This is a genomic window from Pseudomonas sp. B8(2017) (assembly GCF_002113575.1).
GTDB classification, from domain to species: domain Bacteria; phylum Pseudomonadota; class Gammaproteobacteria; order Pseudomonadales; family Pseudomonadaceae; genus Aquipseudomonas; species Aquipseudomonas putida_Z.
The window spans coordinates 63,758-87,323 of sequence record NZ_NEIO01000013.1 but is presented as its reverse complement, the minus strand read 5'-3'; the positions used below and the strand labels follow the sequence as shown (position 1 = coordinate 87,323).

The window sequence follows — 23,566 nt, the reverse complement described above, 5'->3', positions numbered from 1 at the left end:
GAGACACCTGATGAGCAAGATGACCCTGACGCTGGCTTTGGCACTGGCCCTTGCGGCCCCTGCTGCCCTGGCGCAGCCCGAGCATCAACAGAGGATGGATACCTCGCTGCTGCAGCGCCAGGACCTGGCCTACCGCTTCAGCCAACTCGACCTGGACTCGGCCGATGGCCAGCGTCATTACCGCTTGTGGGTAGGCAAACCAGACCGCCCGGCGCCAGCGGCGGGTTACCCGGTGCTGTGGATGCTCGATGGCAACGCCGCGCTGGGGGCGCTGGACAGCCTGCTGCTGGGCAAGCTTGCCGCCGGCCAGGCGCCATTGCTGGTGGCCGTGGGGTACCAGACCGATCAGCGGATCGAGCGGGTCGGGCGTACCTATGATTACACCCCGGCGTTGCCTGGGCCGGCTGAGCAACTGGACCCGTTGACCGGGCAACCGAGCGGTGGCGTGGACGAGTTCCTCGATCTGCTGAGCGAGCGCATGCGGCCGCTGGTAGCGGGTGTGGCACCGATCGACCTGCAGCGGCAGACGTTGTGGGGGCATTCCTACGGTGGGTTGGCCGTGCTGCATGCGCTGTTCACCCGGCCTGGGGCTTTCAGTGACTATGTGGCAGCCAGCCCTTCGCTGTGGTGGCATGACGGTGCGATCGTGCGTGAGGCGCAGGGGCTTGACCAGCGCTTGGGTAGCAGCCGGCCTCGATTGTTGCTGATGCGCGGGAGTGAGGAGCCGGCTAACCCGCGCATGCCGGTGCAAGGGGATGGAGAACGGGCGGCGCGGGAGCTGGTGGTAGACCTGGCCAAGGTGCCGGGGTTGCAGGCACGGTTCGAGCGGATTGACGGGCTGGGGCATGGGCCGATGTTACCGGCTTCGCTGAAGCGGGTAATTGAAGGGATGTCCCGATAACCTGCACTGGCCTCTTCGCGGGTAAACCCGCTCCCACAGAGCCCCCACAGGCTTCACCTTCAGTTGCAACCTGCGCCATCACAGGCTTCATCTTTTCATGGCAACCTGTGCCCCATAGGTTCACTCGATCCCTGTGGGAGCGGGTTTACCCGCGAAGAGGCCGGCACAGGCAGCACCCCGTCAGCCCTTCACACACACCACCTGCCGCAAGGTGTGCACCACCTCCACCAATTCCTGCTGCGCGCGCATCACCGCATCGATGTCCTTGTAGGCCATGGGGATCTCGTCGATCACCTCCTTGTCCTTGCGGCATTCCACATGCGCCGTGGCCCGCCGCTGGTCTTCCACGGTAAAACGGCTCTTGGCCTTGGTCCGGCTCATCACCCGGCCGGCACCATGGCTGCAGGAACAGAAAGATTCCTCGTTGCCCAGCCCTCGCACGATGAAGCTCTTGGCCCCCATCGAGCCGGGAATGATGCCCAACTGCCCTTTCTGCGCCGACACCGCCCCCTTGCGCGTCACCAGCACCTCTCGGCCAAAATGCTGCTCGCGCTGCACATAGTTATGGTGGCAGTTCACCGCTTCCAGGCTGGCCTCGAACGGTTTGCCCAGCGCCTTGCGAGCCGCACCGACCACCGCCAGCATCATCAGTTCGCGGTTCTGCCTGGCGTAATCCTGCGCCCACTCCACCGCTTCGACGTAGTCGGCGAAATGGCGGCTGCCTTCCTCGAAATACGCCAGGTCCTTGTCCGGCAGGTTGGCCAGGTGCTGGCGCATGTCGGCCTGGGCCAGTTCGATGAACAGGTTGCCGATGGCATTGCCCACGCCCCGGGAGCCGCTGTGCAGCATGAACCAGACGCGGTCGGCCTCGTCCAGGCACACCTCGATGAAGTGGTTGCCGCCGCCCAGCGTCCCCAGGTGATGGCGGTTATTGGTCTTCTCCAAGCGCGGGTACTTGTCGGTGATGGCCTTGAAGCGCCCGGCCAACTGCCCCCAGGCCTTGTCCGCCTTGGCTGGCACATCGGCCCAGGCGCCCTGGTCATGCTTGCCGAAGGTCTTGCCATGCGGCACGGCGTGCTCGATGGCATTGCGCAGGCCATGCAGGTTGTCCGGCAGGTCGCGGGCGTGCAGCGACGTGCGCGCGGCGATCATGCCGCAGCCGATATCCACCCCCACCGCGGCGGGGATGATCGCGCCAACCGTGGGAATGACGCTGCCGATGGTCGAGCCCTTGCCCAGGTGCACGTCCGGCATCACTGCCAGGTGCTTGAAGATGAACGGCATCCTGGCCGTGTTGAGCAGTTGCTTGCGGGCGTCGTCTTCCACCGGTACGCCGTCGGTCCACAACTTGACCGGCTTGCCGCCGGCGACCTGGAGAATGTCCATGGGGCTGTTCCTCGAATGCATAGCCGAATGATACCGCCAAAGGTCGTAGAGCCGTGGGTTGCCAGCGGGGTGGCAATGTGCTGTATGCTTGGCGGGTCTTCAGGGCGGGGTGAAAGTCCCCACCGGCGGTAAATCGAAAGATGAGCCCGCGAGCGCCCCGGCCATGCCGGGGGTCAGCAGATCTGGTGAGACTCCAGAGCCGACGGTCATAGTCCGGATGAAAGAAGGCGTCAGGCAGGGGCCATCCGGGCGCCCCTGCGCGCGCATTTTGTTCGCCCCGAGACGTTCATCGATCATTCACGAGGAGCGTTTCATGTCCACCAGGCACCACCCGCAATTCCCCAATGTCAGCGCCGCCATCGCCGCCTTCCAGGCCGGGCGCCCTGTGCTGCTGCTCGACGACGACGACCGCGAGGACGAAGCGGACATCATCGCCGCCGCCGAGAACATCTCGCTGCAGACCATGGCCATGATGATTCGCGATTGCAGCGGCATCGTCTGCCTGTGCCTGGACGAGGCCACCGTCGACGAACTGCAACTGGCACCGATGGTGCAGAACAACCAGGCCCGCCATGGCACCGGCTTCACCGTCACCATCGAGGCGGCGGAAGGCATTACCACCGGGGTGTCCGCCCAGGACCGCATCACCACCATTGGCGCGGCACTGCGCTCCACTGCGGACCAGCGCCATATCGTCAGCCCGGGGCATGTGTTCCCGCTGCGCGCCCGCAATGGCGGGGTGCTGACCCGCCGTGGCCACACCGAAGGCTCCGTAGACCTGGCACGCCTGGCCGGATTGCGACCGGCGGCAGTACTGTGCGAACTGATGAACCCCGATGGCACGATGGCCCGTGGCGAACAGGTGGCGGTGTATGCGCGGCAATACAATCTGCCGGTGCTGACCATCGAGGAACTGGCGCGGTACCGTGAGGCCATGCTGGAGCTGGAAGCAGAGCCAGCCTGACAGGCCACCTTGGGGCCATTCGCGGGCTTGCCCGCTCCCACAGGTACATCACAGTCTTCAAGACCTGTGGTGCACCTGTGGGAGCGGGCAAGCCCGCGAAAGGGCCCTTGAAACCAACAGCGTTGCCCCTGAAGTTTGCTCCCCCCGCCCCGCTCTGCTAGTGTCGCGCCGTTCTGAATGCCACCGAGACAGTCGCCATGGCCCGCAAAAAAGCCTCCCTCGATTTCGAGCAATCCCTCGCAGACCTGCAAGCACTGGTCGAGCGCCTGGAGAACGGCGAGTTGTCGCTGGAAGAGTCGCTGGCCGCCTTCGAGCAAGGCATCGCCCTGACCCGCGATTGCCAGGGCGCCCTGGCCCAGGCCGAACAGAAGGTGCAGATCCTGCTGGAACGCGATGGCGAACTGGCAGCACAGCCCTTCGACGCGGAGCCGGAAGCATGATCGGCACCTACCAGGCCAGCTGCCAGGCGCGGGTCGACGCCGCCCTCGAACCGTTGTTCGTCGCCCCGACCAAGGAACTCGAACGCCTTTACGCCGCCATGCGCTACAGCGTGATGAACGGCGGCAAACGCGTTCGTCCGCTGCTGGCCTACGCGGCCTGCGAAGCCTTGGGCGCCCCGGCCGAACAGGCCAACGGCGCAGCCTGTGCGGTGGAACTGATCCACGCGTACTCGCTGGTGCATGACGACCTGCCGGCCATGGATGACGACGACCTGCGCCGCGGCCAGCCGACCACCCACAAAGCCTTCGATGAAGCCTGCGCGATCCTCGCCGGCGACGGTTTGCAGAGCCTGGCCTTCAGCGCCCTGCTCGACCCGCGCCTGAGCCCGCAGGCCGACAGCATTCGCCTGGCCATGGTCCAGGCCCTGGCCAAGGCTGCCGGCCCGGCAGGCATGGTCGGTGGCCAGGCCATCGACCTGGGCGCGGTTGGCCTGAAGCTGGACCAGCAGGCCCTGGAGTTCATGCACCGGCACAAGACCGGTGCGCTGATCGAAGCCAGCGTGCGCCTCGGCGCCCTGGCCAGCGCCCGCGCCGAACAGGCGCAACTGGATGCCCTGCAGACCTATGCACAGGCCATCGGCCTGGCGTTCCAGGTGCAGGACGACATCCTCGACGTGGAAAGCGACACCGCCACCCTGGGCAAACGCCAGGGGGCCGATATCGCCCGTGACAAACCGACCTACCCGGCACTGCTGGGCCTGGAAGCGGCCAAGGCCTATGCGATCGAACTGCGCGACCAGGCGCTGGTCGCACTGAGTGGGTTCGACGACAAGGCCGAGCCGCTGCGAGCGCTGGCACGCTACATCGTCGAACGTCGCAACTGATTTGATTGGGGCCGCTGTGCGGCCCATCGCCGGCAAGCCAGCTCCCACAGAGCCCCCACAGGCCTTGAGCATTGTGAACAACCTGTGGGAGCTGGCTTGCCGGCGATAGGCTGCAAAGCAGCCCCGATGCTACACCCGTCTGAATGGGCAGTATTTCCTACAATGGGGTAAACTGCCGCGTCTTCACACACCTATAACGACTCGCCTGATGCCCACGACGTTTCAAGAGATCCCCCGCGAACGCCCGGTCACGCCGTTGCTCGACCGCGCTGACACGCCTGCCGGCCTGCGCCGGCTGGCCGAAGCCGACCTGGAGACCCTGGCCGACGAACTGCGCCAGGAACTGCTCTACACCGTGGGTCAGACCGGTGGGCATTTTGGTGCCGGCCTGGGTGTCATCGAGCTGACCATCGCCCTGCACTACGTCTTCGACACCCCCGACGACCGGCTGGTGTGGGACGTGGGCCACCAGGCCTACCCGCACAAGATCCTCACCGGGCGCCGTAACCGCATGCTCAGCCTGCGCCAGAAGGACGGCATCGCCGCCTTCCCGCGCCGCAGCGAGAGCGAGTACGACACCTTCGGCGTCGGCCACTCCAGCACCTCGATCAGCGCCGCACTGGGCATGGCCATTGCCGCCCGCCTGCAGAACAGCAACCGCAAGTCGATCGCGGTGATCGGCGACGGCGCGCTGACCGCCGGCATGGCCTTCGAGGCGTTGAACCACGCCCAGGAAGTCAACGCCGACATGCTGGTGATCCTCAACGACAACGACATGTCGATTTCGCGCAATGTCGGCGGCCTGTCCAACTACCTGGCCAAGATCCTCTCCAGCCGCACCTACGCGAGCATGCGCGAAGGCAGCAAGAAAGTGCTGTCGCGCCTGCCGGGCGCCTGGGAAATCGCCCGCCGCACCGAGGAGTACGCCAAAGGCATGCTGGTGCCGGGCACGCTGTTCGAAGAACTGGGCTGGAACTACATCGGCCCGATCGACGGGCACGACCTGCCGACCATGATCGCCACCCTGCGCAACATGCGTGACCTCAAGGGCCCGCAGTTCCTGCACGTGGTGACCAAGAAGGGCAAGGGCTTCGCCCCGGCCGAGATCGACCCGATCGGCTACCACGCCATCACCAAGCTGGAGCCGGCCGACAAACCCGCCGCACCGAAGAAAGCCAGCGGCCCGAAATATTCCGCGGTGTTCGGCCAGTGGCTGTGCGACATGGCTGCCGCCGACAACCGCCTGGTGGGCATTACCCCGGCGATGAAGGAAGGCTCCGACCTGGTCGAGTTCAGCGAGCGCTACCCGGAGCGTTACTTCGACGTGGCGATCGCCGAGCAGCATGCCGTGACCCTGGCGGCCGGCATGGCTTGCGAGGGCAGCAAGCCGGTGGTGGCGATCTACTCTACCTTCCTGCAGCGCGCCTACGACCAGCTGATCCACGACGTGGCGGTACAGAACCTCGACGTGCTGTTCGCCATCGACCGCGCCGGCCTGGTCGGCGAAGACGGCCCGACCCATGCGGGCAGCTACGATCTGTCGTACCTGCGCTGCATCCCGGGCATGCTGGTGATGACCCCAAGCGACGAGAACGAGCTGCGCAAGATGCTCAGCACCGGCCACCTGTACAACGGCCCGGCGGCTGTGCGCTACCCGCGTGGCACCGGCCCGAACGCGCCGATCAGTGGTGACCTGGAACCGCTGGAAATCGGCAAGGGCGTGGTCCGTCGCCAGGGCGAAAAAGTCGCCTTGCTGGTGTTCGGCGTGCAACTGGCCGAGGCCATGCAAGTGGCTGAGCAGATCAACGCTACCGTGGTCGACATGCGCTTCGTCAAACCGCTGGACGAGGCACTGGTGCTGGAACTGGCCGAAAACCATGAACTGCTGGTGACCATCGAAGAAAACGCCATCATGGGCGGTGCCGGTGCGGCTGTGGGTGAGTTCCTGGCCAGCCAGGCGATCGTGAAACCGCTGCTGCACCTGGGGTTGCCGGACATCTATGTCGAGCATGCCAAGCCTGCGCAGATGCTGGCTGAGTGTGGGCTTGATGCGGCCGGGATCGGGGCTTCGGTGAAGGCCCGCATGGCCAGGCTCGGGCTTTGATTTTTTGGGGCCGCTTTGCGGCCCATCGCGACACAAGGCCGCTCCTACACGGACCGCGCAGTTCTTTGTAGGAGCGGCCTTGCGTCGCGATCGAGGGCGCAGCCCTCGCAAAAGCTCACTTGGGCGTTGGCGCGTTAGCCTCGAGCAGCGCACACAAGCGCGCCGTAGCTTCGATCATCTGCCCACTAGGCCGCTCCAGGCCTTTGTCTGGCACCACCAGTAAACGATCATCGGCAACCGCACGCAGTTGCGGCCAGGCCTTCCAACTCTCCAGCTGCGCCTCATCACCCGCCAGAATGACCTGCGGGTTGCGCAGCAGCACAGACTCCACATTTACCTGCGGCGCCGGCTGGGTGAGATCGGCGAAGACATTACGCGCGCCGCAAACGGCCAGGGCATCGCTGACCACCTGCCGGCCACCGAGCGTATACAGCGGTCGGTCCCAGACCTGGTAGAACACCTGCAGGGGCTCGTCCCGTCGATACTGCTGGCGCAGCTGCCGCAGCCGGTCACGCAGGGCCTGGGCATACCGATGGCCCTGTTCGGCACGGCCGATACGTTCGGCGATGGCTTCGATCTGCTCGATCAGCTGGTCGATGTCATGGGGTTCTGCGCTGTACGTTGCGATGCCCAGGCGCTTGAGCTGGCCACGTTGGGCCGGCGACACGCTGCCCGGCCACAGCAGCAACAGGTCGGGGCGAAGGCTGAGCAAGCGTTCGAGGTCCAGCTGCCCCTGGCGCCCCACCGAGGGCAGCGCGCGCAGCGCCGCCGGCCGTTCGCCACCGTCGAGCACACCTACCAGCAGGTCATCGGCCTGCAGTTCGAGCATGATCTCGCTCATCGACGGGGCCAGGCTGACCACCCGCAGGGGTTCGGCGGCCAGTGCGGAACAGACGAACAGCGCCAGCAGGCCGGGCAGCAGGCGCATCAGCCGAGCTGGCGTGGAATGCGATAGAGGTACAGCACCACTGCGGTGGACAACGCCAGCAGGATCTGCGGCACCGCCTCGAGGCCGACCAGCACCGACAAGGCGGCGACCCAGGCCGGGAAGCAGGCATACAGCATGGCCAGGCGCCGCACCCGCGCCAGCTCGATCCAAGCGGCAGGCTCTTCGCCAGTGCCGAGCACCTTGGACGTGGCGATGAGGGCGCGCTTGTAGGCACCGAAGCGCGGCAGGCTGAGGAACATGGTCGCCGCGCCGGCAATGAACAGTGGCATGGCCAGCACCGAGGCCAGCGCATCACCACCACCGAAGGCCCAGGCCATCACTGGCAGCGGCACCAGGCCCACCGCCAGGTACTGCCACCAGGCCAGCGCCAGGCGCCGCTTGACCTCGGCGCGGGTCACGCCTGAGGCACCTCGCCCTGGTGCTCGTTACCCAGCATGTGGCCCAGCTTGCCGGCCTTGGTTGCCAGGTAGTAGCGGTTGTGCGGATTGTGCCCGGTGTGCAGCGGTACGCGCTCGGCGACGACGATGTTCATGTCGGTCAGGGCTTTGACCTTGCGCGGGTTGTTGGTCATCAGGCGCAGCGACTTCACGCCCAGGTGCTCCAGCATCGGCAGGCACATGGCGTAGTCGCGCTGGTCGGCGGCAAAGCCCAGGCGCTCGTTGGCCTCGACGGTATCGGCGCCACCATCCTGCAGCTCGTAGGCTCGAATCTTGTTCAGCAGGCCGATGCCACGGCCTTCCTGACGCAGGTACAGCAGCACGCCACGGCCTTCACGGGCGATGGCCTGCAGCGCGGCTTCCAGCTGCGAGCCGCAGTCGCAGCGCTGGCTGAACAGGGCATCGCCGGTCAGGCACTCGGAGTGCAGGCGCCCCAGCACCGGCTGGCCGTCCGCGATGTCACCCAGGCTGAGCACCACGTGCTCACGGCCAGTGGCTTCGTCGAGGAAGCCATGCATGGTGAAGGTCGCGAAGGGAGTCGGGAGTTTAGAGGCGGCAACAAAGACGACGGGCACGTTGTGCTCCTGGAATAAGTTGAAAATTTCTCGTGGGCCGATTGTATCAGCAGGTTGGGGGATGTGGGCTGGCTGAATACCGTGGCTTAAGATCGAAAAGTTCGATGCTTATTAGGCCATCGATCAACCCTGCCCCCTACGCGGGCTTCTGTGGGAGCGGGTTTACCCGCGAAGAAGGTAACGCGGCGCCTGGCACCGGCTTCGCCGGTGTTCGCGGGTAAACCCGCTCCCACAGGGACCGCACAGGCCTTGGTGCTCTGCGCCTCAATGCGGTTTGCTATTCGGGCTGAACGGATACGGCTGTTGCCAGTGCTCGAAGATCGGCTTCAGCTCGCCACTGCGCACCAGCTCGGCCATGCGCTTGTCGAACAGGTCGCGCAGGGCCTTGGCCTGGTCGTTGCGGGCAAAGGCCAGGTACAGCGGCAGCTCGGCCACATGGGTGCGGCGGAAGCGCTCGGGGTAGGAGGTCTGGCCGAGCACGTAGTCGATCTCGGTCAGCGCATCGATGTAGTAGTCCACGCGGTCATGCTCGAGCATCGGCAAAATGCCTTCGCGGCGCTGGACTTCGCGAAAGTCATGCACATTGGGCAGGTAGCTGCCGAAGTCGTAGCCTCGCACCCAGGCCAGGCGGTAATGGCCTATGGTCTGCTGGGTAGGCACAGGCTTGCTGACCAGCCCCAGGGCGTAGATGTGGTCCATGTCGAAGTGCCAGCGCGGGTACAGGTTGTCGTCGTTCTCGTCCTTGTACGAGCCTACCCAGGCGTCAGCCTCGCCACGCTTGACCAGCCCGATCGCACGGCTGTAAGGCGCACTCTGGGTCACCACCTTGACCCCGGCCGGCTCGAACACCTTGCGCAGCACGTCCCAGGCCACCCCGGTGCCGTCGGCGTTGGTGTAGTCGAGCCACTCTTCGCTGACCAGGTGGATCTGCTTCGGCATACCTTCGGCAGCCGCCGCCCACGGGGCAAGGCTCAGCAGCATTGCCAGCAGCACCGTCCTCATGGCCATTCACACGCTCCCTGTATCAGGCAACCGCCCACACCAGAACCTGCATCCCCAGCCAGGCAAACACGCCGGCCAGGATATCGTCGAGCATGATCCCGACACCCCCATGTACATGACGGTCGACCCAGCGGATCGGCCACGGCTTGAGGATGTCGAAGAAGCGGAACATCAGGAACCCCGCCAGCAGCCACTGCCAGCCTTCCGGCACCAGCCAGAGGGTTATCCACATGCCGACGATCTCGTCCCAGACAATGCCTTCATGGTCGTGCACGCGCAAGTCATTGGCGACCTTGCCGCAGAGCCAGAAGCCGAACAGCATGCTCACGCCCAGCAACAGCCAATAGCCCCAGTCGGGCAGCATCTGCCACAGCGGGATGAACGGTATGGCCACCAGCGAGCCCCAGGTGCCCGGCGCCTTGGGCAAGGTGCCGGAACCGAAACCGAAGGCGATGAAGTGCCACGGGTTGCGCCAGACCGAAGGCGGAACGAACTCCGCAGGCACCTGGTTGGGGTGATCGGTCACGGTGTCTCCCTAAAATGTTGATAGCCGCGTTGCCGCGGGGTGATGTCCTGGCCCTGCTGGTCGCGCAGGCTGACACCCTGCCCTTCGAGCACCCGCCCGATGACATGGAACGCAGCCAGGCCTTGTGCCTGCAGGGATGAAAGCTCGGCTGGCGGCAAGGTGAACGCCAGCACATAGTCGTCGCCACCGGCCAGCGCCGCCTGCACGGCCGCCTCGGCGCCGAGGAACCCCTGCAGAGCGGCTGACACCGGTACCTGCTCCAGGTTCACCTCGAGCGCCACACGGGAGGCCTTGGCGATATGCCCGCAGTCGGCCAGCAAGCCGTCGGAAATATCCAGCGCCGAGGTGGCACGCCCGCGCAGCAGTTGGCCCAGGGCGAACTGTGGCGATGGCGACCAGTAATGGTCGAGCAACGGCTGCGCCAGCGCGGCATCGGCCTGGCGCTGGCCCAGCACCAGCGGCAAGGCACCCGCCGCATTGCCCAGCTCACCGCCCACGCACAGCAAGTCGCCCGGGCGAGCCCCGCCACGGCGCAACGCCTGCCCCGACGGAACCCGGCCGAACACGGTCATGGTGATACTCAGGGGGCCACGGGTGGTATCGCCACCGATCAGGCTCAGCTGGCAGTGGCCGGCCATGCGGTTGAGGCCGCTGGCATAGGCTTGCAGCCAGTCGGTGCTGACCTCGGGCAAGGTCAGGGCAAGGGTGAAACCGATGGGGGTGGCGCCCATGGCAGCCAGGTCGCTGGCCGCCACGGCCAGCGAGCGCTGGCCGAGCAACCAGGGGTCGCACACAGCCGGAAAATGCACCCCGGCAACCAGGGTGTCGGTGGACACCGCCAGTTGCTCGCCGGCGGGAAGGCTCAGCAGGGCGCAGTCGTCACCGATGCCCAGGGCCACGCCTTCACCGCCTTGCGCACAGGGCGCGGCGGCGAAGTAATGGCTGATCAGCTCGAACTCACCCATGGTCCGCAAGCGCCAGGATCAGCGCTTGTTCGCCTTGACTTCTGCTTCGCGCAGGGCCGGGGCGAGCTTGTCCAGCACGCCGTTGACGAACTTGTGGCCGTCGGTGGCGCCGAAGACCTTGGCCAGTTCCACGCCTTCGTTGATCACTACGCGGTACGGCACGTCAACGCGCTTGATCAGTTCCCAGGTGGACAGGCGCAGCACGGCCAGCTCGACCGGGTCGAGCTCTTCCAGTGCGATGGTCATGCACGGCACCAACGCTTTGTCGATTTCGCCCTTGATTGCCGGGACCCCATGCAGGATCTCGCGGAAATAGGCACCGTCGACATCGGTGAAATCGTTATCGACCCGGAACTGCGCTTCGATCTCGTTCAGCGAATGCTGCGCCATGTGCCACTGGTACAGTGCCTGGGTCGCGAGCTTGCGGGCTTCGCGGCGCTTGGCGCTCTTCGATGGCTTGCCGGCATCCGCAGGTTTTGGATCGCGCGGGTTGAAACGATCGCTTTCGTCGCTAATCACTTGGCCTCCAACTGCGCCAGCAGGCTGACCATTTCCAGAGCGGACAGGGCAGCTTCAGCACCTTTGTTGCCGGCCTTGGTGCCGGAACGCTCGATGGCCTGTTCGATGGAGTCGACGGTCAGTACGCCGAAGGCCACCGGAACACCGAACTCCATGGACACCTGGGCCAGGCCCTTGGTGCATTCGCCCGCCACGTATTCGAAGTGCGGGGTACCACCACGGATCACGGCGCCCAGGGCGATGATCGCGTCGTAGGCGCCTTGCTGGGCGACCTTCTGTGCCACCAGCGGGATTTCGAATGCACCCGGGGCACGGATGATGGTGATGTCGCTTTCGCTGACACCGTGGCGTACCAGGGCGTCAACGGCACCGCTTACCAGGCTTTCGACGACGAAGCTGTTGAAGCGGCCAACCACCAAAGCATAGCGACCTTTGGGGGCGATGAAGGTACCTTCGATGGTCTTCAGGGTCATTCCGATATTCTCATCTTCAAGAGCGAGGCCGCATGCTGGCGGCCTCGACAGGGGTATGGACTCGAGCTGGAGGGCGTCACTGCCGCCTCAAGTCACTCGGAGGGCACGTATTCTACAACTTCCAGATCGAATCCGGATATCGCGTTGAACTTCATCGGCGAACTCATCAGGCGCATCTTGCGCACACCAAGGTCACGCAGGATCTGCGAACCGGCACCCACGGTGCTGTAGGTGGTCGGTGCCTTGGCGGGTGCATCGCCCGCGCTTTCGCGGATGTGCGCCAGCAGCACGTCGCCGTCCAGCGGGTGGCCCAGCAGCAATACCACGCCGCTGCCGGCCTCGGCCACGGCGGCCATGGCGGCGCGCAGGCTCCAGCGGCCCGGTTGCTTGACCAGCAGCAGGTCGCGCAGCGGGTCCATGTTGTGCACGCGCACCAGGGTCGGCTCTTCGGCGCAGATCTTGCCCAAGGTAAGGGCCATGTGCACGTCGCCTTCCACCGCGTCGCGGTAGGTGACCAGGTTGAACTCGCCCAGCTCGCTCTCCACCGGTTGCTCGGAGACGCGCTGCACGGTGCGCTCGTGGATCATGCGGTAGTGGATCAGGTCGGCGATGGTGCCGATCTTCAGGCCGTGCTCGGCGGCGAACACTTCCAGCTCGGCGCGGCGCGACATGGTGCCGTCGTCGTTCATCACTTCGCAGATCACGCCGCTCGGCTCGAAACCGGCCATGCGCGCCAGGTCGCACGCGGCCTCGGTGTGGCCGGCACGGGCCAGGGTACCGCCAGGCTGGGCCATCAGCGGGAAGATGTGGCCTGGGCTGACGATGTCTTCGGCCTTGGCGTCCTTGGCAGCGGCTGCCTGCACGGTGCGTGCGCGGTCAGCGGCGGAGATGCCGGTGGTGACACCTTCGGCGGCTTCGATCGACACGGTGAACTTGGTGCCGAAGCCCGAGCCGTTGCGCGGTGCCATCAGCGGCAGCTTCAGCGTTTCGCAACGCTCGCGGGTCATCGGCATGCAGATCAGGCCACGGGCGTGCTTGGCCATGAAGTTGATGTGCTCGGGCAGGCAGCACTCGGCTGCCATGATGATGTCGCCCTCGTTTTCGCGGTCTTCGTCATCCATGAGGATGACCATTTTGCCCTGGCGGATGTCTTCGACCAGTTCTTCGATGCTGTTGAGCGCCACGCGGCACCCCCTTCTCAATCAGGATTTCAAGAAGCCGTTGGCGGCCAGGAAGCTTTCGGTAATGCCACTGCCCTTGCTCGGTTCGGCAGCCTTGTCACCCAGCAGCAGACGCTCCAGGTAGCGGGCCAGCAGGTCGACCTCAAGGTTTACCCGACGCCCTGCACGGTAGTCGGCCATGATGGTTTCGGACAGGGTGTGCGGGACAATGGTCAGCTCGAACTCGGCGCCATTGACCTCGTTGACCGTCAGGCTGGTGCCGTCGACGGTGATCGAACCCTTGTGGGCGATGTACTTGGCCAGTTCCTTCGGTGCACGCATGCGGAACTGGATGGCGCGGGCGTTATCGCTGCGCGAGATGATTTCGCCGACCCCGTCGACGTGGCCGCTGACCAGGTGCCCGCCCAGCCGGGTGGTGGGGGTCAGGGCTTTTTCCAGGTTGACCTTGCTGCCGCTCTTGAGGTCGATGAAGGCGGTACGCTTGAGGGTTTCGACGCTGACGTCGGCCCAGAAGCCGTCACCCGGCAGTTCGACGGCGGTCAGGCACACGCCGTTGACGGCGATGCTGTCGCCGAGCTTGACGTCACCCAGGTCGAGCTTGCCGGTTTCGACGTAGACGCGCACGTCGCCACCCTTGGGGGTCAGGCTGCGGATGGTGCCGATGGATTCGATGATGCCGGTGAACATGGGGTCTTCCTCAAAAACGGTTTGCGCGGGGCAAGCCTGGCATTATACGCCGGGCGCCGGCAGGGGGATGGCCGTGACCCGCCAGTCATCGCCCACTGCGCGCATTTCGGTAATTTTCAGCCGCGGCGCTTCGCTCATCTTGTCCAGTGGCCAGTCCAGCAGCGGGCGGGCCTGGGAACCGAGGAAAGTGCCAGCGACGAACAACTGGTACTCGTCGATCAGGCCTTGCCGGGCGAAGGCGCCGACCAGGCCGGCACCGGCTTCCAGCAGGATTTCGTTGACGCCACGGGTTGCCAGGGCCTGCAGCAGCGCCGGCAGGTCTACCTGGCCATTGTCACCCGGCAGGCTGAGCAGTTCGTGGCCGGCAGCGGCATAGCGCGGGTCATCTGCGACAGCGGTCACCACCAACGCCGGGCCAGCCTGGTAGAACGGTGCATCCAGCGGCAGGCGCAGGCGGCCATCGACCAGCACGCGCAGCGGTGTGCGGCTGAGTGCCAGGGCGGTGGTTTCGGCATCCAGGCCCAGCTCGGTGCCGCGCACGGTCATCCGCGCGTTATCGGCCAACACGCTGGCGGCGCTGGTCAGTACCACGCTGGAGCGGGCGCGCAGGCGCTGCACCGCCGAGCGGGCGGCCGGGCCGGTGATCCACTGGCTTTCGCCACTGGCCATGGCGGTGCGGCCATCCAGGCTCATGGCCAGTTTGGCGCGAACGAACGGCAGGCCGTGCTCCATGCGTTTGAGGAAACCGGGGTTGAGTGCGCGGGCCTCGGCCTCGAGCACGCCGCTGGCCACTTCGATACCGGCCTCGGCCAGGCGCCGCAGGCCCTGCCCCGCCACTTGCGGGTTGGGGTCCTGCATGGCGGCTACCACCCGCGCTACCCCGGCCTTGACCAGCGCTTCGGCGCACGGCGGCGTGCGGCCATGGTGGCTGCACGGCTCGAGGGTGACATAGGCACAGGCACCACGGGCACGCTCACCAGCCTGTCGCAGGGCATGCACTTCGGCATGCGGCTCGCCGGCGCGCACATGCCAGCCTTCGCCTACCACCTCGCCATCGCGCACGATCACGCAGCCCACGCGCGGGTTCGGGTGAGTGGTGTACAGGCCCTTGCGCGCCAGCTCCAGCGCGCGGGCCATGTAGTGGGCGTCGAGGATGGCAGCTTGGCTGGGCATGGTCACTCTTTAGCCGGCTCGCGAGCCAGGCGGTCGATTTCTTCGCGGAACTCGTCGAGGTCCTGGAAGCGGCGGTAAACCGAGGCAAAACGGATATAGGCCACTTCGTCGAGTTTGCGCAGCTCGGCCATGACCATCTCACCCACCACCAGCGATTTGACTTCACGCTCGCCGGTGGCACGCAGGCGGCTCTTGATATGCGCCAGCGCAGCTTCAAGGCGCTCGACGCTGACCGGGCGTTTTTCCAGTGCCCGCTGCATGCCGGCGCGCAGTTTTTCTTCGTCGAAGGGTTGGCGCGTGCCGTCCTGCTTGATCAGCCGGGGCAGCACCAGCTCGGCGGTTTCGAAGGTGGTGAAGCGCTCGCCGCAGGCGACGCATTCGCGGCGGCGGCGCACCTGCTCGCCCTCGGCGACGAGGCGAGAGTCGATGACCTTGGTGTCGTTGGCACCGCAAAAGGGACAGTGCATGGTGGCAGGCAACAAAAAAAGGGAGGGCCATGGTAGCGCATCCCACTGGCAAGACAAGCCAAAGGGGTTAACATCCATGGGAAATCTGCCCGTGAAGGACTACCCCATGCACTACCGAGCGCTCGTCGTGCTGTGCTGCGCCGCCCTGCTCGCCGCCTGCGGCAGCGACAGGCCGAAGCCCGACACCCCTCCGGCACCCACGCCAGCCCGCACGGCCAGGCCGGCCGCAGTGCTGGGCCCGCTGCCGGCCTACCAGCGCGAGCTGAGCGGCACCTTGCTGGCAATCCCGGCCGGTGCCGACGTGGAGCTGGCCTTGCTGGTCATCGACGAACGTGACCGCCCACAACGCCTGCTGGCCAGCAGCAACCTGACCGGCACCGGCCAGGCCCTGCCTTACCAGCTGCGCTTCAACCCCGAGGCCTTCCCCGCCGGTGCCCGGGTCGAGCTGCGCGGCCGCGCCAGCAGCTCTGGCCAGCTGATCATGCACCTGCCGCCGGTGCGCATTACCCAGGCCCAGACCCAGGCCATCGGCCCGCTGCGTTTCGAGAAGGCGCCGTAAGTGGCGCCAGTCTCCCTACAACAGCCCCTGCAACAGGCCCTCAGCGGCCTGATCGGCGAAGCGCGTCTTGTGGTCAGCGCGCTGCCCGGCTGCGACCTCAAGCTGTGGCTGATCGACGACCAGAACATGGACCGCGCCTTCAGCAGCGAAGAGACCCGGCGCATTCTTGAAGAACCGCCCTACTGGAGCTTCTGCTGGGCCAGCGGCCTGGCCATGGCCCGTTACCTGGCCGAGCACCCGGAATGGGTAGCCGGCAAGCGCGTGCTGGACTTTGGCGCCGGCTCCGGTATCGCCGGTATTGCCGCCGCCCGCGCCGGTGCGCTGGAAGTGGTGGCCTGCGACCTCGACCCGCTGGCACTCGATGCCTGCCGCGCGAATGCCGCGCTGAACGGGGTGGAACTGGGTTACAGCAGCGATTTCTTCGCCGAAGACGACCGCTTCGATCTGATCCTGGTTGCCGATGTGCTGTACGACCGCGCCAACCTGCCGCTGCTGGATGCCTTCCTCGGCTGCGGGCGCCAGGCGCTGGTGGCCGACTCGCGGGTACGCGACTTCAGCCACCCGCTGTACCAGCAGCTGGGCGTGCTGGAAGCGCTGACCCTGCCGGACCTGGCCGAGCCGCACGAATTCCGCCGGGTCAGCCTGTACCACGCCAGCCGCGACACCTTATAGTGGTGTTATCCACGAGTTTGCGAGAGTCGCGATGACCCAAGACACGCCTTACATTTTCGACGCTACCGATGCCACCTTCCAGCAACTGGTTATCGAGAACTCCTTCCACAAACCGGTGCTGGTGGACTTCTGGGCCGAGTGGTGCGCGCCGTGCAAGGCACTGATGCCACTGCTGGCGAAGATCGCCGAGGGTTACCAGGGCGAGCTGCTGCTGGCCAAGATCAACTGTGACGTGGAGCAACAGGTGGTTGCCCAGTTCGGCATCCGCAGCCTGCCGACCGTGGTGCTGTTCAAGGACGGCCAGCCGGTGGACGGCTTCGCCGGTGCGCAGCCAGAATCGGCGATCCGCGCCATGCTTGAGCCGCACGTGCAACTGCCTGCCGCGCCTACCGCCTCGCCGCTGGAGCAGGCCAAGGGGCTGTTTGCCGAAAGCCGTTTTGCCGAGGCCGAAGCACTGTTGCAAGCACTGCTAGGTGAGGACAACAGCAATGCCGAGGCGCTGATCCTGTATGCCCGTTGCCTGGCCGAGCGCGGGGAGCTGGGTGAAGCCCAGGTGGTGCTGGATGCGGTCAAGACCGACGAGCACAAGGCCGCGCTGGCCGGCGCCAAGGCCCAGCTGACCTTCCTGCGCCAGGCTGCCAGCCTGCCGGAAGTGGCCGACCTGAAAAGCCGCCTGGCACAGAACCCTCAGGATGACGAGGCGGCCTATCAGCTGAGCATCCAGCAGCTGGCGCGCCAGCAGTATGAAGCGGCGCTGGAAGGGTTGCTGAAGCTGTTCCAGCGTAACCGTGGTTATGAGAACGGGCTGCCGCAGAAAGCGTTGCTGCAGGTGTTCGAGCTGCTGGGCGGTGATCACCCGCTGGTCGGCGTGTATCGTCGCAAGTTGTCGGCGGCGATGTTCTGACCTGAGGCCTATTGCGAGGGCTTTGCCCTCGTTCGCGGGCACGCCCGCTCCCACAGGGTACGCACTGAACTCAATACTGGTGGTATACCTGTGGGAGCGGGCAAGCCCGCGAACGAGGCCAGCACAGGCAATACAGATTTATCCCACCCAGTGATACACCGGCGCGTCCACGCCACTTTCCACCTTGACTTCACTGCTATGCCGCAAGCGCACCAGCAGCCGTTTACCCGCCGCCGTACTCCCGGCCAGCCCTTCCAGCCGATCCAGCAATTCCGGCCCGCTCATCTGCCCCGCCAAGCGCAACACCTCACGTGCCGCAGTCCATTGCCCGTCGTCCTGACGAGTTGTCGCCACGGTTTCCGTTGTTGCGGTCTGTGCCACCGCGGGCAATTCGATCTGCCGCCCCAGTTGCGCCCACTCTTCAGGCGCCAGCTCGATGGTCAGATCCACAGGCCAGTCACCAATCTGTCCACGAATTCTCATGCTGCATTCCCTGAACCCAAGTCAATGCCACCATCCTACCCCAACATGAAACCTGCGCCACGCAGGCTGGCAGCACGCCGAAAAGTTGTTATAACATAACCCAATCTTCCCGCCCGCTCCGGAGTCGTCCATGCGTCGCCTGTTGCTCGCCCTGCCCTTCGCCCTGCTGCCCCTGGCCGTGGCCCATGCCCACGATGATGACCATGATCACGACCACGCCCACGGCACCCTCGGCGCCCACGAGCATGGCGTGGCCAAGCTCAACGCCGTGCTCGATGGCAACACCCTGGAGCTGGAGCTGGACAGCCCGGCAATGAACCTGGTCGGCTTCGAACACGCCGCCAACAGCGACGCCGACAAGGCCAAGGTCGCGGCGGTGCGCCAGCAGCTGGAGCAGCCACTGAAGCTGTTCGGCCTGCCCGCTGCCGCAGGCTGCAAGGAAGACCAGCAGGAACTCGAAAGCCCGCTGTTCGGTGATGCCCCGAAAGCAGACGACGATGGGGACGAGCACGACCACCAGCACAGCGACATCGGCGCCCATTACCAACTGACCTGCGCCAACCCCGACAAACTGATGCAGGTGGACCTCGCTCCGCTGTTCAAGGCCTTCCCGGCCACCCAGAAGATCAACGTTCAACTGATCGGCCCCAATGGCCAGAAAGGCGTGGAAACCACACCGGCCAAGGCCGCGGTCGCGTTCTGAATGCGCCAGCCGTTGATCGAACTGCATGACTTGGTGTTCGCCTGGCCCGGCCAGCCAGCGCTGCTGGATATTCCGGCATTCCGCCTGGAGGCTGGCGAAGCCCTGTTTCTCAAGGGCCCCAGCGGCAGTGGCAAGACCACATTGCTGGGCCTGCTGGGCGGGGTGAACGTACCGGGCCAGGGCCGCATCCAGTTGCTCGGCCAGGACCTCGGCCGCCTGGGCCAAGGCGCCCGTGACCGCTTCCGGGTCGACCACACCGGTTATATCTTCCAGCAGTTCAACCTGCTGCCGTTCCTCTCGGTACGCGAAAACGTCGAGCTGCCCTGCCGCTTCTCGCGCAACCGCAAGGCCCGCGCCGAGCAACGCCATGGCAGTGTCGACCAGGCAGCCAGCACGCTGCTGGCCCACCTGGGCCTGGACGACCCCGCCCTGCTCGCCCGCCGCGCCGACAGCCTGTCGATCGGCCAGCAGCAACGGGTCGCTGCCGCCCGCGCACTGATCGGCCAACCCGAACTGGTGATCGCCGACGAACCGACCTCGGCGCTGGATGCCGACACCCGTGAAGCGTTCATCCGCCTGCTGTTCGATGAATGCCGCGCCGCCGGTGCCAGCCTGCTGTTCGTCAGCCACGACCAGAGCCTGGCGCCGCTGTTCGACCGCCACCTGTCGCTGGCCGAACTCAACCGTGCCGCCAAGCCCCGGGAGGCCTGATGTACCTGCTCCGCCTTGCCCTGGCCAGCCTGGCCAACCGCCGCTTCACCGCATTCCTCACCGCCTTCGCCATCGCCCTGTCGGTGTGCCTGCTGCTGGCCGTTGAACGGGTCCGTACCGAAGCCCGGGCCAGTTTCGCCAGCACCATCAGCGGTACCGACCTGATCGTCGGCGCCCGCTCCGGCTCGGTGAACCTGCTGCTGTACTCGGTGTTCCGCATCGGCAACGCCACCAACAACATCCGTTGGGACAGCTATGAGCACTACGCCAAGGACCCGCGGGTGAAATGGGTCATCCCCATCTCGCTGGGCGACTCGCACCGTGGTTATCGAGTGATGGGCACTACCGGCGACTACTTCAGCCATTACCAGTACGGCCGCCGCCAGCACCTGGAATTGAGCCAGGGCCGCGCGTTAGCCGATGATCCGTTCGAGGTGGTGCTGGGTGCCGAAGTGGCCGAGGCATTGCACTACAAACTGGGCGACAAGCTGGTGCTTGCCCACGGCGTGGCCGCGATCAGCCTGGTCAAGCACGACGACAAGCCATTCACCGTGGTCGGTGTGCTCAAGCGCACCGGTACGCCGGTCGACCGCACGCTGCATATCAGCCTGGGCGGCATGGAAGCCATCCACATCGACTGGCACAACGGTGTACCGGCCCGTGGCGCCGGGCGTATCAGCGCCGAGCAGGCACGGACCATGGACCTGCAGCCTGCCGCCATCACTGCGTTCATGCTCGGCCTGAACAGCAAGATCGCGACATTCAGCCTGCAGCGGGAGATCAATGAATACCGCAGCGAGCCGTTGCTGGCGATCCTGCCCGGGGTAGCCCTGCAGGAGCTGTGGAGCCTGATGGGCACCGCGGAGCAGGCGTTGTTCGTGGTGTCGCTGTTCGTGGTGCTGACTGGCCTGATCGGCATGCTTACGGCGATTCTCACCAGCCTCAATGAACGCCGCAGGGAGATGGCGATATTGCGCTCGGTTGGCGCCAGGCCGTGGCATATCGCAGGGCTTCTGGTGCTGGAGGCACTGTCGCTGGCGGCGGTCGGGATCGCTGCCGGGCTTGGCTTCCTGTATGCGGGAATCGCCCTGGCGCAGGGGTATGTGCAAGCCAACTATGGTTTGTATTTGCCGCTGGCCATGCCGAGCGCTCATGAATGGACGTTGCTGGCTATCATCCTGGGAGCTGCACTGTTGATGGGCAGCGTGCCGGCGTGGCGGGCCTATCGGCAGTCGTTGGCCGATGGCTTGTCCATTCACCTCTGAGGGCGTGCAATGATCCAATACCTCACTGCCTTCTTCGCGGGCGCGCCCGCTCCCACAGGGCTTTCACAAGGTTCGAAGCCTGTGGTGAACCCTGTGGGAGCGGGCATGCCCGCGAAGAGGCCAGCACTGCATACGCTGCTGATCCTGCTGCTGACAGTAGCGATGCCTCTGTGGGCCTCGGAACCCCGCGAACTTGACTGGCCCGCCCTCATCCCCGAAGGCGCCCCGGTCATCCCGCCCCAACTCGCGCCGCTGCACGACATGTCGCAGCTCAGCAACGCCCTGTCCGCCGAGTCCGCCCCACCGGCGCGCCAGCAGGCACCCGACGCCCCGGTGGTAAAAAACCTCGACGGCCAGCAGATCAAACTGCCCGGCTACATCGTGCCGCTGGAGGTGAGCGAAGAAGGCCGCACCACCGAATTCCTGCTGGTCCCCTACTACGGCGCGTGCATTCACGTGCCACCACCACCCTCGAACCAGATCGTGCACATCTTCAGCGAAATGGGCGTGCGCGTAGAAGACCTCTACCAGCCCTACTGGATCGAGGGAAAGCTGCAGGTTAGAGCCTCCAGCAGCGAACTGGCCGATGCCGGCTACCAGATGGAAGCCGAGAAAATATACGCTTATGAGCTGAGATGAGAACTGTTTCGAATTCGTGACGACGCTTCTTTGAGCTGGGTCAAACTTTCTGTTTAACGGCATCCGTACCATTGGACTACTCGATTACTCACGTCCTCTGGGAGCTTCCATGAACAAGTCCTTGCTCAGCGCCGCCCTCGCGGCCCTGGCGCTCGCTGCCCCTGTCGCCCACGCCCACCAGGCAGGCGATATCATCGTCCGCGCAGGTGCCATCACCACAGCTCCCAACGAGAGCAGCGGCGACCTGAAATTCGACGGCAACAAAGTCTCGGGCACCAAGGCGACTCTGGACAGCGACACCCAACTGGGCCTGACCTTCGCCTATATGCTCACCGACCATATCGGCCTCGAGCTGCTGGCTGCCACCCCGTTCAAGCACACCGTCGGCGTCAAAGGCCTGGGCGGCGGCCTGGACGGCAAGCTCGCCGACATCAAGCAGCTGCCACCGACCCTGTCGCTGCAGTACTACCCGATGGAACCGACTTCCAAGTTCCAGCCGTATGCCGGCGTCGGCATCAACTACACCCTGTTCTTCGACGAAGACCTCAGTAGCGCACGCAAGCAGCAGGGCTTCAGCAACCTGAAGCTGCAAGACTCGGTCGGCATCGCCGGCCAGCTGGGCATGGACTACATGATCACCGACAACTTGCTGGTCAACGCATCGGTCTGGTACGTCGACATCGACACCAAGGCCAGCGTCAACGGCCCGAGCGCACTGGGCTACAGCAAGACCAAGGTCGACGTCGATGTCGACCCGTGGGTGTACATGGTCGGCCTTGGCTACAAGTTCTGACCTGAACACTGCAGGGCGGCTTCGGCCGCCCTCGCGCGTTGCAGCCATAGCCAGTACCCCAGCGCCACCGCGCTGATGCCCATCCCAAGCCCACACACCGCTGCCCAACCCCAATGGGCATACACCCAGCTCGCCAGCACTGCCCCCACTCCACTGCCAAGCGAATAGCAGCACATGTAGGCGCCGATCAACCGGCTGGCCATTGCGCCACGCCCGGCCAGCAGCAGGCTCTGGTTGGTGACATGCACCGCCTGCACGGCAAAGTCCAGCATCAGCACACCCAACCCGAAGGCCATCAGTGAATGCCCGACGAAGGCCGTGGGCAGCCATGACAGCACCAGCAAAACCAGCGCTACTCCGGTGGTGCGCTCCCCCAGCCCCTGGTCGGCCAGGCGACCGGCGCGCGCTGCCGCCAATGTGCCGGCAACACCCGCCAGGCCGAACAGACCGATCGCGGTATGGCTCAGCGCCAGTGGCTCGGCACTCAGGGGCATGACCATGGCACTCCAGAGCACGCTGAACGCAGCGAAGATCAACACGCCGAACAGCCCGCGCTGACGCAGCAGCCGGTCGTGCCGGTACAGCCTGAACTGGGCAACGATCAGCGCCCGGTAGCCAGACCGCAGCGACACCGGTTGCCCCGCGGGCAGTCTGCGCCACAGCACCAGGGCCAGCAGCATCAACAGCCCTGCGGCAATCAGGTACACGCTGCGCCAGCCAGCCAGGTCGGCAAGCCCGCCCGAGACCAGCCGCGCCAGCAGAATGCCCAGCACTATGCCGCTGGTGACGGTGCCCACGGCCTGCCCTTGCTGGCCGGGGGCGGCAAGGCTCGCTGCATGCGCCACCATCACCTGCACCATGACCGCCATCAGCCCGGTGATGGCCAGGGCCAGAAGCAATAGCGCCCAGTTGGGCGCCATGCCTACCCCAACCAGCGCCAGGGCCGAGAACAGCAACTGCCCGAGCAACAGGCGCTTGCGGTCGATCAGGTCACCCAGCGGCACGATCAGCAACAACCCCAGGGCATAGCCCGCCTGGGTCGCGCCTACTACCCAACCGATCTGCTGCTGCGCCACGCCCAGGTCAGCGGCCATCGACTCGAGCAGAGGCTGGGCGAAATACACAGTCGCCACGGCCATGGCGCTGGTGATGGCCAGCAGCAGGGTTATCCAGCGTGTCAGTGCAGGGTTCATCGGGCTGGCCT

The 23,566-nt window shown here is 65.5% G+C and carries 28 protein-coding genes and 1 riboswitch; of the genes, 13 read left to right on the top strand and 15 right to left on the bottom strand.

All coding sequences use genetic code 11. The annotated features are described in order from the left end of the window. Positions 1-10: 10 nt before the first annotated feature. A complete protein-coding gene (locus tag CAG22_RS18540; RefSeq protein WP_085705911.1) occupies positions 11-901 on the top strand; it encodes an alpha/beta hydrolase in 891 nt (296 codons plus the stop codon). A gap of 180 nt (positions 902-1,081) precedes the next feature. Here CAG22_RS18540 and CAG22_RS18535 read toward each other — a convergent pair whose 3' ends face one another. Then, positions 1,082-2,287: an RtcB family protein gene (locus tag CAG22_RS18535; protein WP_085705910.1), complete on the bottom strand. Its 1,206-nt coding sequence runs from the start codon at positions 2,285-2,287 to the stop codon at positions 1,082-1,084. A gap of 91 nt (positions 2,288-2,378) precedes the next feature. Continuing rightward, positions 2,379-2,520, top strand: a riboswitch (FMN riboswitch). 80 nt (positions 2,521-2,600) lie between these two features. Between CAG22_RS18535 and ribB the strand changes: the two genes are divergently transcribed. From ribB to dxs, 4 genes are all read left to right on the top strand, one after another. Continuing rightward, on the top strand, positions 2,601-3,251 hold the full coding sequence (ribB, locus tag CAG22_RS18530; RefSeq protein ID WP_025337529.1) for a 3,4-dihydroxy-2-butanone-4-phosphate synthase: 651 nt from the start codon (positions 2,601-2,603) through the stop codon (positions 3,249-3,251). A gap of 197 nt (positions 3,252-3,448) precedes the next feature. After that, a complete protein-coding gene (locus tag CAG22_RS18525) occupies positions 3,449-3,691 on the top strand; it encodes an exodeoxyribonuclease VII small subunit (protein ID WP_003255380.1) in 243 nt (80 codons plus the stop codon). Next, the gene (gene ispA / locus CAG22_RS18520) at positions 3,688-4,575 is read left to right on the top strand and encodes a (2E,6E)-farnesyl diphosphate synthase (RefSeq protein WP_085705909.1); all 888 of its coding nucleotides are present in this window, start codon (positions 3,688-3,690) and stop codon (positions 4,573-4,575) included. Before CAG22_RS18525 ends, ispA begins: the two co-directional genes overlap by 4 nt. A gap of 208 nt (positions 4,576-4,783) precedes the next feature. Beyond that, the gene (dxs, locus tag CAG22_RS18515) at positions 4,784-6,679 is read left to right on the top strand and encodes a 1-deoxy-D-xylulose-5-phosphate synthase (protein ID WP_085705908.1); all 1,896 of its coding nucleotides are present in this window, start codon (positions 4,784-4,786) and stop codon (positions 6,677-6,679) included. A gap of 115 nt (positions 6,680-6,794) precedes the next feature. Here the strand turns inward: dxs and CAG22_RS18510 are convergent, their stop codons facing one another. The 12 genes from CAG22_RS18510 to nrdR all read right to left on the bottom strand — a co-directional run bounded on the left by CAG22_RS18510 (position 6,795) and on the right by nrdR (position 15,633). Next, positions 6,795-7,607 carry a cobalamin-binding protein gene (locus tag CAG22_RS18510; protein ID WP_085705907.1) on the bottom strand — a complete coding sequence of 271 codons (813 nt, stop codon included), beginning with the start codon at positions 7,605-7,607 and terminating at the stop codon, positions 6,795-6,797. Next, positions 7,607-8,026, bottom strand: a complete 420-nt coding sequence (locus tag CAG22_RS18505) for an MFS transporter (RefSeq protein ID WP_075044459.1) — start codon at positions 8,024-8,026, stop codon at positions 7,607-7,609. Before CAG22_RS18505 ends, CAG22_RS18510 begins: the two co-directional genes overlap by 1 nt. Further along, complete coding sequence (gene ribA / locus CAG22_RS18500) at positions 8,023-8,640, bottom strand: GTP cyclohydrolase II (protein WP_003260612.1); 618 nt, start codon at positions 8,638-8,640, stop codon at positions 8,023-8,025. Before ribA ends, CAG22_RS18505 begins: the two co-directional genes overlap by 4 nt. Positions 8,641-8,904: 264 nt before the next feature. Next, positions 8,905-9,648: an ABC transporter substrate-binding protein gene (locus CAG22_RS18495; RefSeq protein WP_085705906.1), complete on the bottom strand. Its 744-nt coding sequence runs from the start codon at positions 9,646-9,648 to the stop codon at positions 8,905-8,907. A 16-nt stretch (positions 9,649-9,664) separates the two neighbouring features. Further along, a complete protein-coding gene (locus CAG22_RS18490) occupies positions 9,665-10,168 on the bottom strand; it encodes a phosphatidylglycerophosphatase A (protein ID WP_004376077.1) in 504 nt (167 codons plus the stop codon). Next, entirely contained in the window at positions 10,165-11,133 is a 969-nt protein-coding gene (gene thiL, locus CAG22_RS18485) for a thiamine-phosphate kinase (RefSeq protein ID WP_085705905.1), read from the bottom strand. Before thiL ends, CAG22_RS18490 begins: the two co-directional genes overlap by 4 nt. An 18-nt stretch (positions 11,134-11,151) precedes the next feature. Then, positions 11,152-11,652, bottom strand: coding sequence for a transcription antitermination factor NusB (gene nusB, locus CAG22_RS18480; RefSeq protein ID WP_003255393.1), 501 nt, complete (start codon positions 11,650-11,652; stop codon positions 11,152-11,154). Continuing rightward, entirely contained in the window at positions 11,649-12,125 is a 477-nt protein-coding gene (ribE, locus tag CAG22_RS18475) for a 6,7-dimethyl-8-ribityllumazine synthase (protein WP_003255395.1), read from the bottom strand. Before ribE ends, nusB begins: the two co-directional genes overlap by 4 nt. A gap of 92 nt (positions 12,126-12,217) precedes the next feature. Beyond that, positions 12,218-13,309: a bifunctional 3,4-dihydroxy-2-butanone-4-phosphate synthase/GTP cyclohydrolase II gene (ribBA, locus tag CAG22_RS18470; RefSeq protein ID WP_016484697.1), complete on the bottom strand. Its 1,092-nt coding sequence runs from the start codon at positions 13,307-13,309 to the stop codon at positions 12,218-12,220. A gap of 18 nt (positions 13,310-13,327) precedes the next feature. After that, entirely contained in the window at positions 13,328-13,993 is a 666-nt protein-coding gene (locus CAG22_RS18465) for a riboflavin synthase (RefSeq protein WP_085705904.1), read from the bottom strand. Between the two features lie 42 nt (positions 13,994-14,035). Further along, a complete protein-coding gene (ribD, locus tag CAG22_RS18460) occupies positions 14,036-15,166 on the bottom strand; it encodes a bifunctional diaminohydroxyphosphoribosylaminopyrimidine deaminase/5-amino-6-(5-phosphoribosylamino)uracil reductase RibD (protein ID WP_085705903.1) in 1,131 nt (376 codons plus the stop codon). Between the two features lie 2 nt (positions 15,167-15,168). Next, positions 15,169-15,633 carry a transcriptional regulator NrdR gene (nrdR, locus tag CAG22_RS18455; protein ID WP_003255402.1) on the bottom strand — a complete coding sequence of 155 codons (465 nt, stop codon included), beginning with the start codon at positions 15,631-15,633 and terminating at the stop codon, positions 15,169-15,171. 106 nt (positions 15,634-15,739) lie between these two features. Here nrdR and CAG22_RS18450 point away from each other — a divergent pair, with 106 nt between their 5' ends. Genes CAG22_RS18450 through trxA form a run of 3 tightly spaced genes read left to right on the top strand, consistent with a single transcriptional unit; the run spans position 15,740 to position 17,768 of the window. After that, positions 15,740-16,192 carry a YbaY family lipoprotein gene (locus CAG22_RS18450; protein ID WP_085705902.1) on the top strand — a complete coding sequence of 151 codons (453 nt, stop codon included), beginning with the start codon at positions 15,740-15,742 and terminating at the stop codon, positions 16,190-16,192. Continuing rightward, positions 16,193-16,864: a methyltransferase gene (locus CAG22_RS18445; RefSeq protein WP_085705901.1), complete on the top strand. Its 672-nt coding sequence runs from the start codon at positions 16,193-16,195 to the stop codon at positions 16,862-16,864. Positions 16,865-16,895: 31 nt separating this feature from the next. Then, complete coding sequence (trxA, locus tag CAG22_RS18440) at positions 16,896-17,768, top strand: thioredoxin (RefSeq protein ID WP_085705900.1); 873 nt, start codon at positions 16,896-16,898, stop codon at positions 17,766-17,768. A gap of 138 nt (positions 17,769-17,906) precedes the next feature. On the opposite strand, the gene CAG22_RS18435 is transcribed toward trxA, so the two are convergent. Then, positions 17,907-18,251, bottom strand: a complete 345-nt coding sequence (locus CAG22_RS18435) for a hypothetical protein (protein ID WP_075044453.1) — start codon at positions 18,249-18,251, stop codon at positions 17,907-17,909. A 130-nt stretch (positions 18,252-18,381) separates the two neighbouring features. Between CAG22_RS18435 and CAG22_RS18430 the strand changes: the two genes are divergently transcribed. The 5 genes from CAG22_RS18430 (at position 18,382) to CAG22_RS18410 (ending at position 22,362) form a co-directional block, all read left to right on the top strand. Then, the gene (locus CAG22_RS18430; RefSeq protein ID WP_085693149.1) at positions 18,382-18,954 is read left to right on the top strand and encodes a DUF2796 domain-containing protein; all 573 of its coding nucleotides are present in this window, start codon (positions 18,382-18,384) and stop codon (positions 18,952-18,954) included. Beyond that, positions 18,955-19,665: an ABC transporter ATP-binding protein gene (locus CAG22_RS18425; protein WP_085693148.1), complete on the top strand. Its 711-nt coding sequence runs from the start codon at positions 18,955-18,957 to the stop codon at positions 19,663-19,665. Then, positions 19,665-20,930 carry an ABC transporter permease gene (locus CAG22_RS18420; protein ID WP_085705899.1) on the top strand — a complete coding sequence of 422 codons (1,266 nt, stop codon included), beginning with the start codon at positions 19,665-19,667 and terminating at the stop codon, positions 20,928-20,930. The genes CAG22_RS18425 and CAG22_RS18420 overlap by 1 nt, the downstream gene beginning before the upstream one ends. A 126-nt stretch (positions 20,931-21,056) precedes the next feature. Then, positions 21,057-21,569 (top strand): DUF3299 domain-containing protein, encoded by a 513-nt coding sequence (locus CAG22_RS18415; protein ID WP_085705939.1) that lies wholly within the window; start codon positions 21,057-21,059, stop codon positions 21,567-21,569. A 109-nt stretch (positions 21,570-21,678) separates the two neighbouring features. Continuing rightward, entirely contained in the window at positions 21,679-22,362 is a 684-nt protein-coding gene (locus CAG22_RS18410; RefSeq protein ID WP_046615944.1) for an OmpW family protein, read from the top strand. On the opposite strand, the gene CAG22_RS18405 is transcribed toward CAG22_RS18410, so the two are convergent. Beyond that, positions 22,350-23,555: an MFS transporter gene (locus tag CAG22_RS18405; RefSeq protein WP_085705898.1), complete on the bottom strand. Its 1,206-nt coding sequence runs from the start codon at positions 23,553-23,555 to the stop codon at positions 22,350-22,352. The two genes, CAG22_RS18410 and CAG22_RS18405, sit on opposite strands and share 13 nt — an antisense overlap. Positions 23,556-23,566 lie beyond the last annotated feature (11 nt).

Bases quoted from the DNA above. Each gene is read 5' to 3' on its own strand.
- CAG22_RS18540 (WP_085705911.1), top strand. From the start codon at position 11: ATGAGCAAGATGACCCTGACGCTGGCTTTGGCACTGGCCCTTGCGGCC.
- CAG22_RS18535 (WP_085705910.1), bottom strand. From the start codon at position 2,287: ATGGACATTCTCCAGGTCGCCGGCGGCAAGCCGGTCAAGTTGTGGACC.
- ribB (WP_025337529.1), top strand. From the start codon at position 2,601: ATGTCCACCAGGCACCACCCGCAATTCCCCAATGTCAGCGCCGCCATC.
- CAG22_RS18525 (WP_003255380.1), top strand. From the start codon at position 3,449: ATGGCCCGCAAAAAAGCCTCCCTCGATTTCGAGCAATCCCTCGCAGAC.
- ispA (WP_085705909.1), top strand. From the start codon at position 3,688: ATGATCGGCACCTACCAGGCCAGCTGCCAGGCGCGGGTCGACGCCGCC.
- dxs (WP_085705908.1), top strand. From the start codon at position 4,784: ATGCCCACGACGTTTCAAGAGATCCCCCGCGAACGCCCGGTCACGCCG.
- CAG22_RS18510 (WP_085705907.1), bottom strand. From the start codon at position 7,607: ATGCGCCTGCTGCCCGGCCTGCTGGCGCTGTTCGTCTGTTCCGCACTG.
- CAG22_RS18495 (WP_085705906.1), bottom strand. From the start codon at position 9,648: ATGGCCATGAGGACGGTGCTGCTGGCAATGCTGCTGAGCCTTGCCCCG.
- thiL (WP_085705905.1), bottom strand. From the start codon at position 11,133: ATGGGTGAGTTCGAGCTGATCAGCCATTACTTCGCCGCCGCGCCCTGT.
- ribE (WP_003255395.1), bottom strand. From the start codon at position 12,125: ATGACCCTGAAGACCATCGAAGGTACCTTCATCGCCCCCAAAGGTCGC.
- CAG22_RS18465 (WP_085705904.1), bottom strand. From the start codon at position 13,993: ATGTTCACCGGCATCATCGAATCCATCGGCACCATCCGCAGCCTGACC.
- ribD (WP_085705903.1), bottom strand. From the start codon at position 15,166: ATGCCCAGCCAAGCTGCCATCCTCGACGCCCACTACATGGCCCGCGCG.
- nrdR (WP_003255402.1), bottom strand. From the start codon at position 15,633: ATGCACTGTCCCTTTTGCGGTGCCAACGACACCAAGGTCATCGACTCT.
- CAG22_RS18450 (WP_085705902.1), top strand. From the start codon at position 15,740: ATGCACTACCGAGCGCTCGTCGTGCTGTGCTGCGCCGCCCTGCTCGCC.
- trxA (WP_085705900.1), top strand. From the start codon at position 16,896: ATGACCCAAGACACGCCTTACATTTTCGACGCTACCGATGCCACCTTC.
- CAG22_RS18435 (WP_075044453.1), bottom strand. From the start codon at position 18,251: ATGAGAATTCGTGGACAGATTGGTGACTGGCCTGTGGATCTGACCATC.
- CAG22_RS18430 (WP_085693149.1), top strand. From the start codon at position 18,382: ATGCGTCGCCTGTTGCTCGCCCTGCCCTTCGCCCTGCTGCCCCTGGCC.
- CAG22_RS18425 (WP_085693148.1), top strand. From the start codon at position 18,955: ATGCGCCAGCCGTTGATCGAACTGCATGACTTGGTGTTCGCCTGGCCC.
- CAG22_RS18420 (WP_085705899.1), top strand. From the start codon at position 19,665: ATGTACCTGCTCCGCCTTGCCCTGGCCAGCCTGGCCAACCGCCGCTTC.
- CAG22_RS18410 (WP_046615944.1), top strand. From the start codon at position 21,679: ATGAACAAGTCCTTGCTCAGCGCCGCCCTCGCGGCCCTGGCGCTCGCT.
- CAG22_RS18405 (WP_085705898.1), bottom strand. From the start codon at position 23,555: ATGAACCCTGCACTGACACGCTGGATAACCCTGCTGCTGGCCATCACC.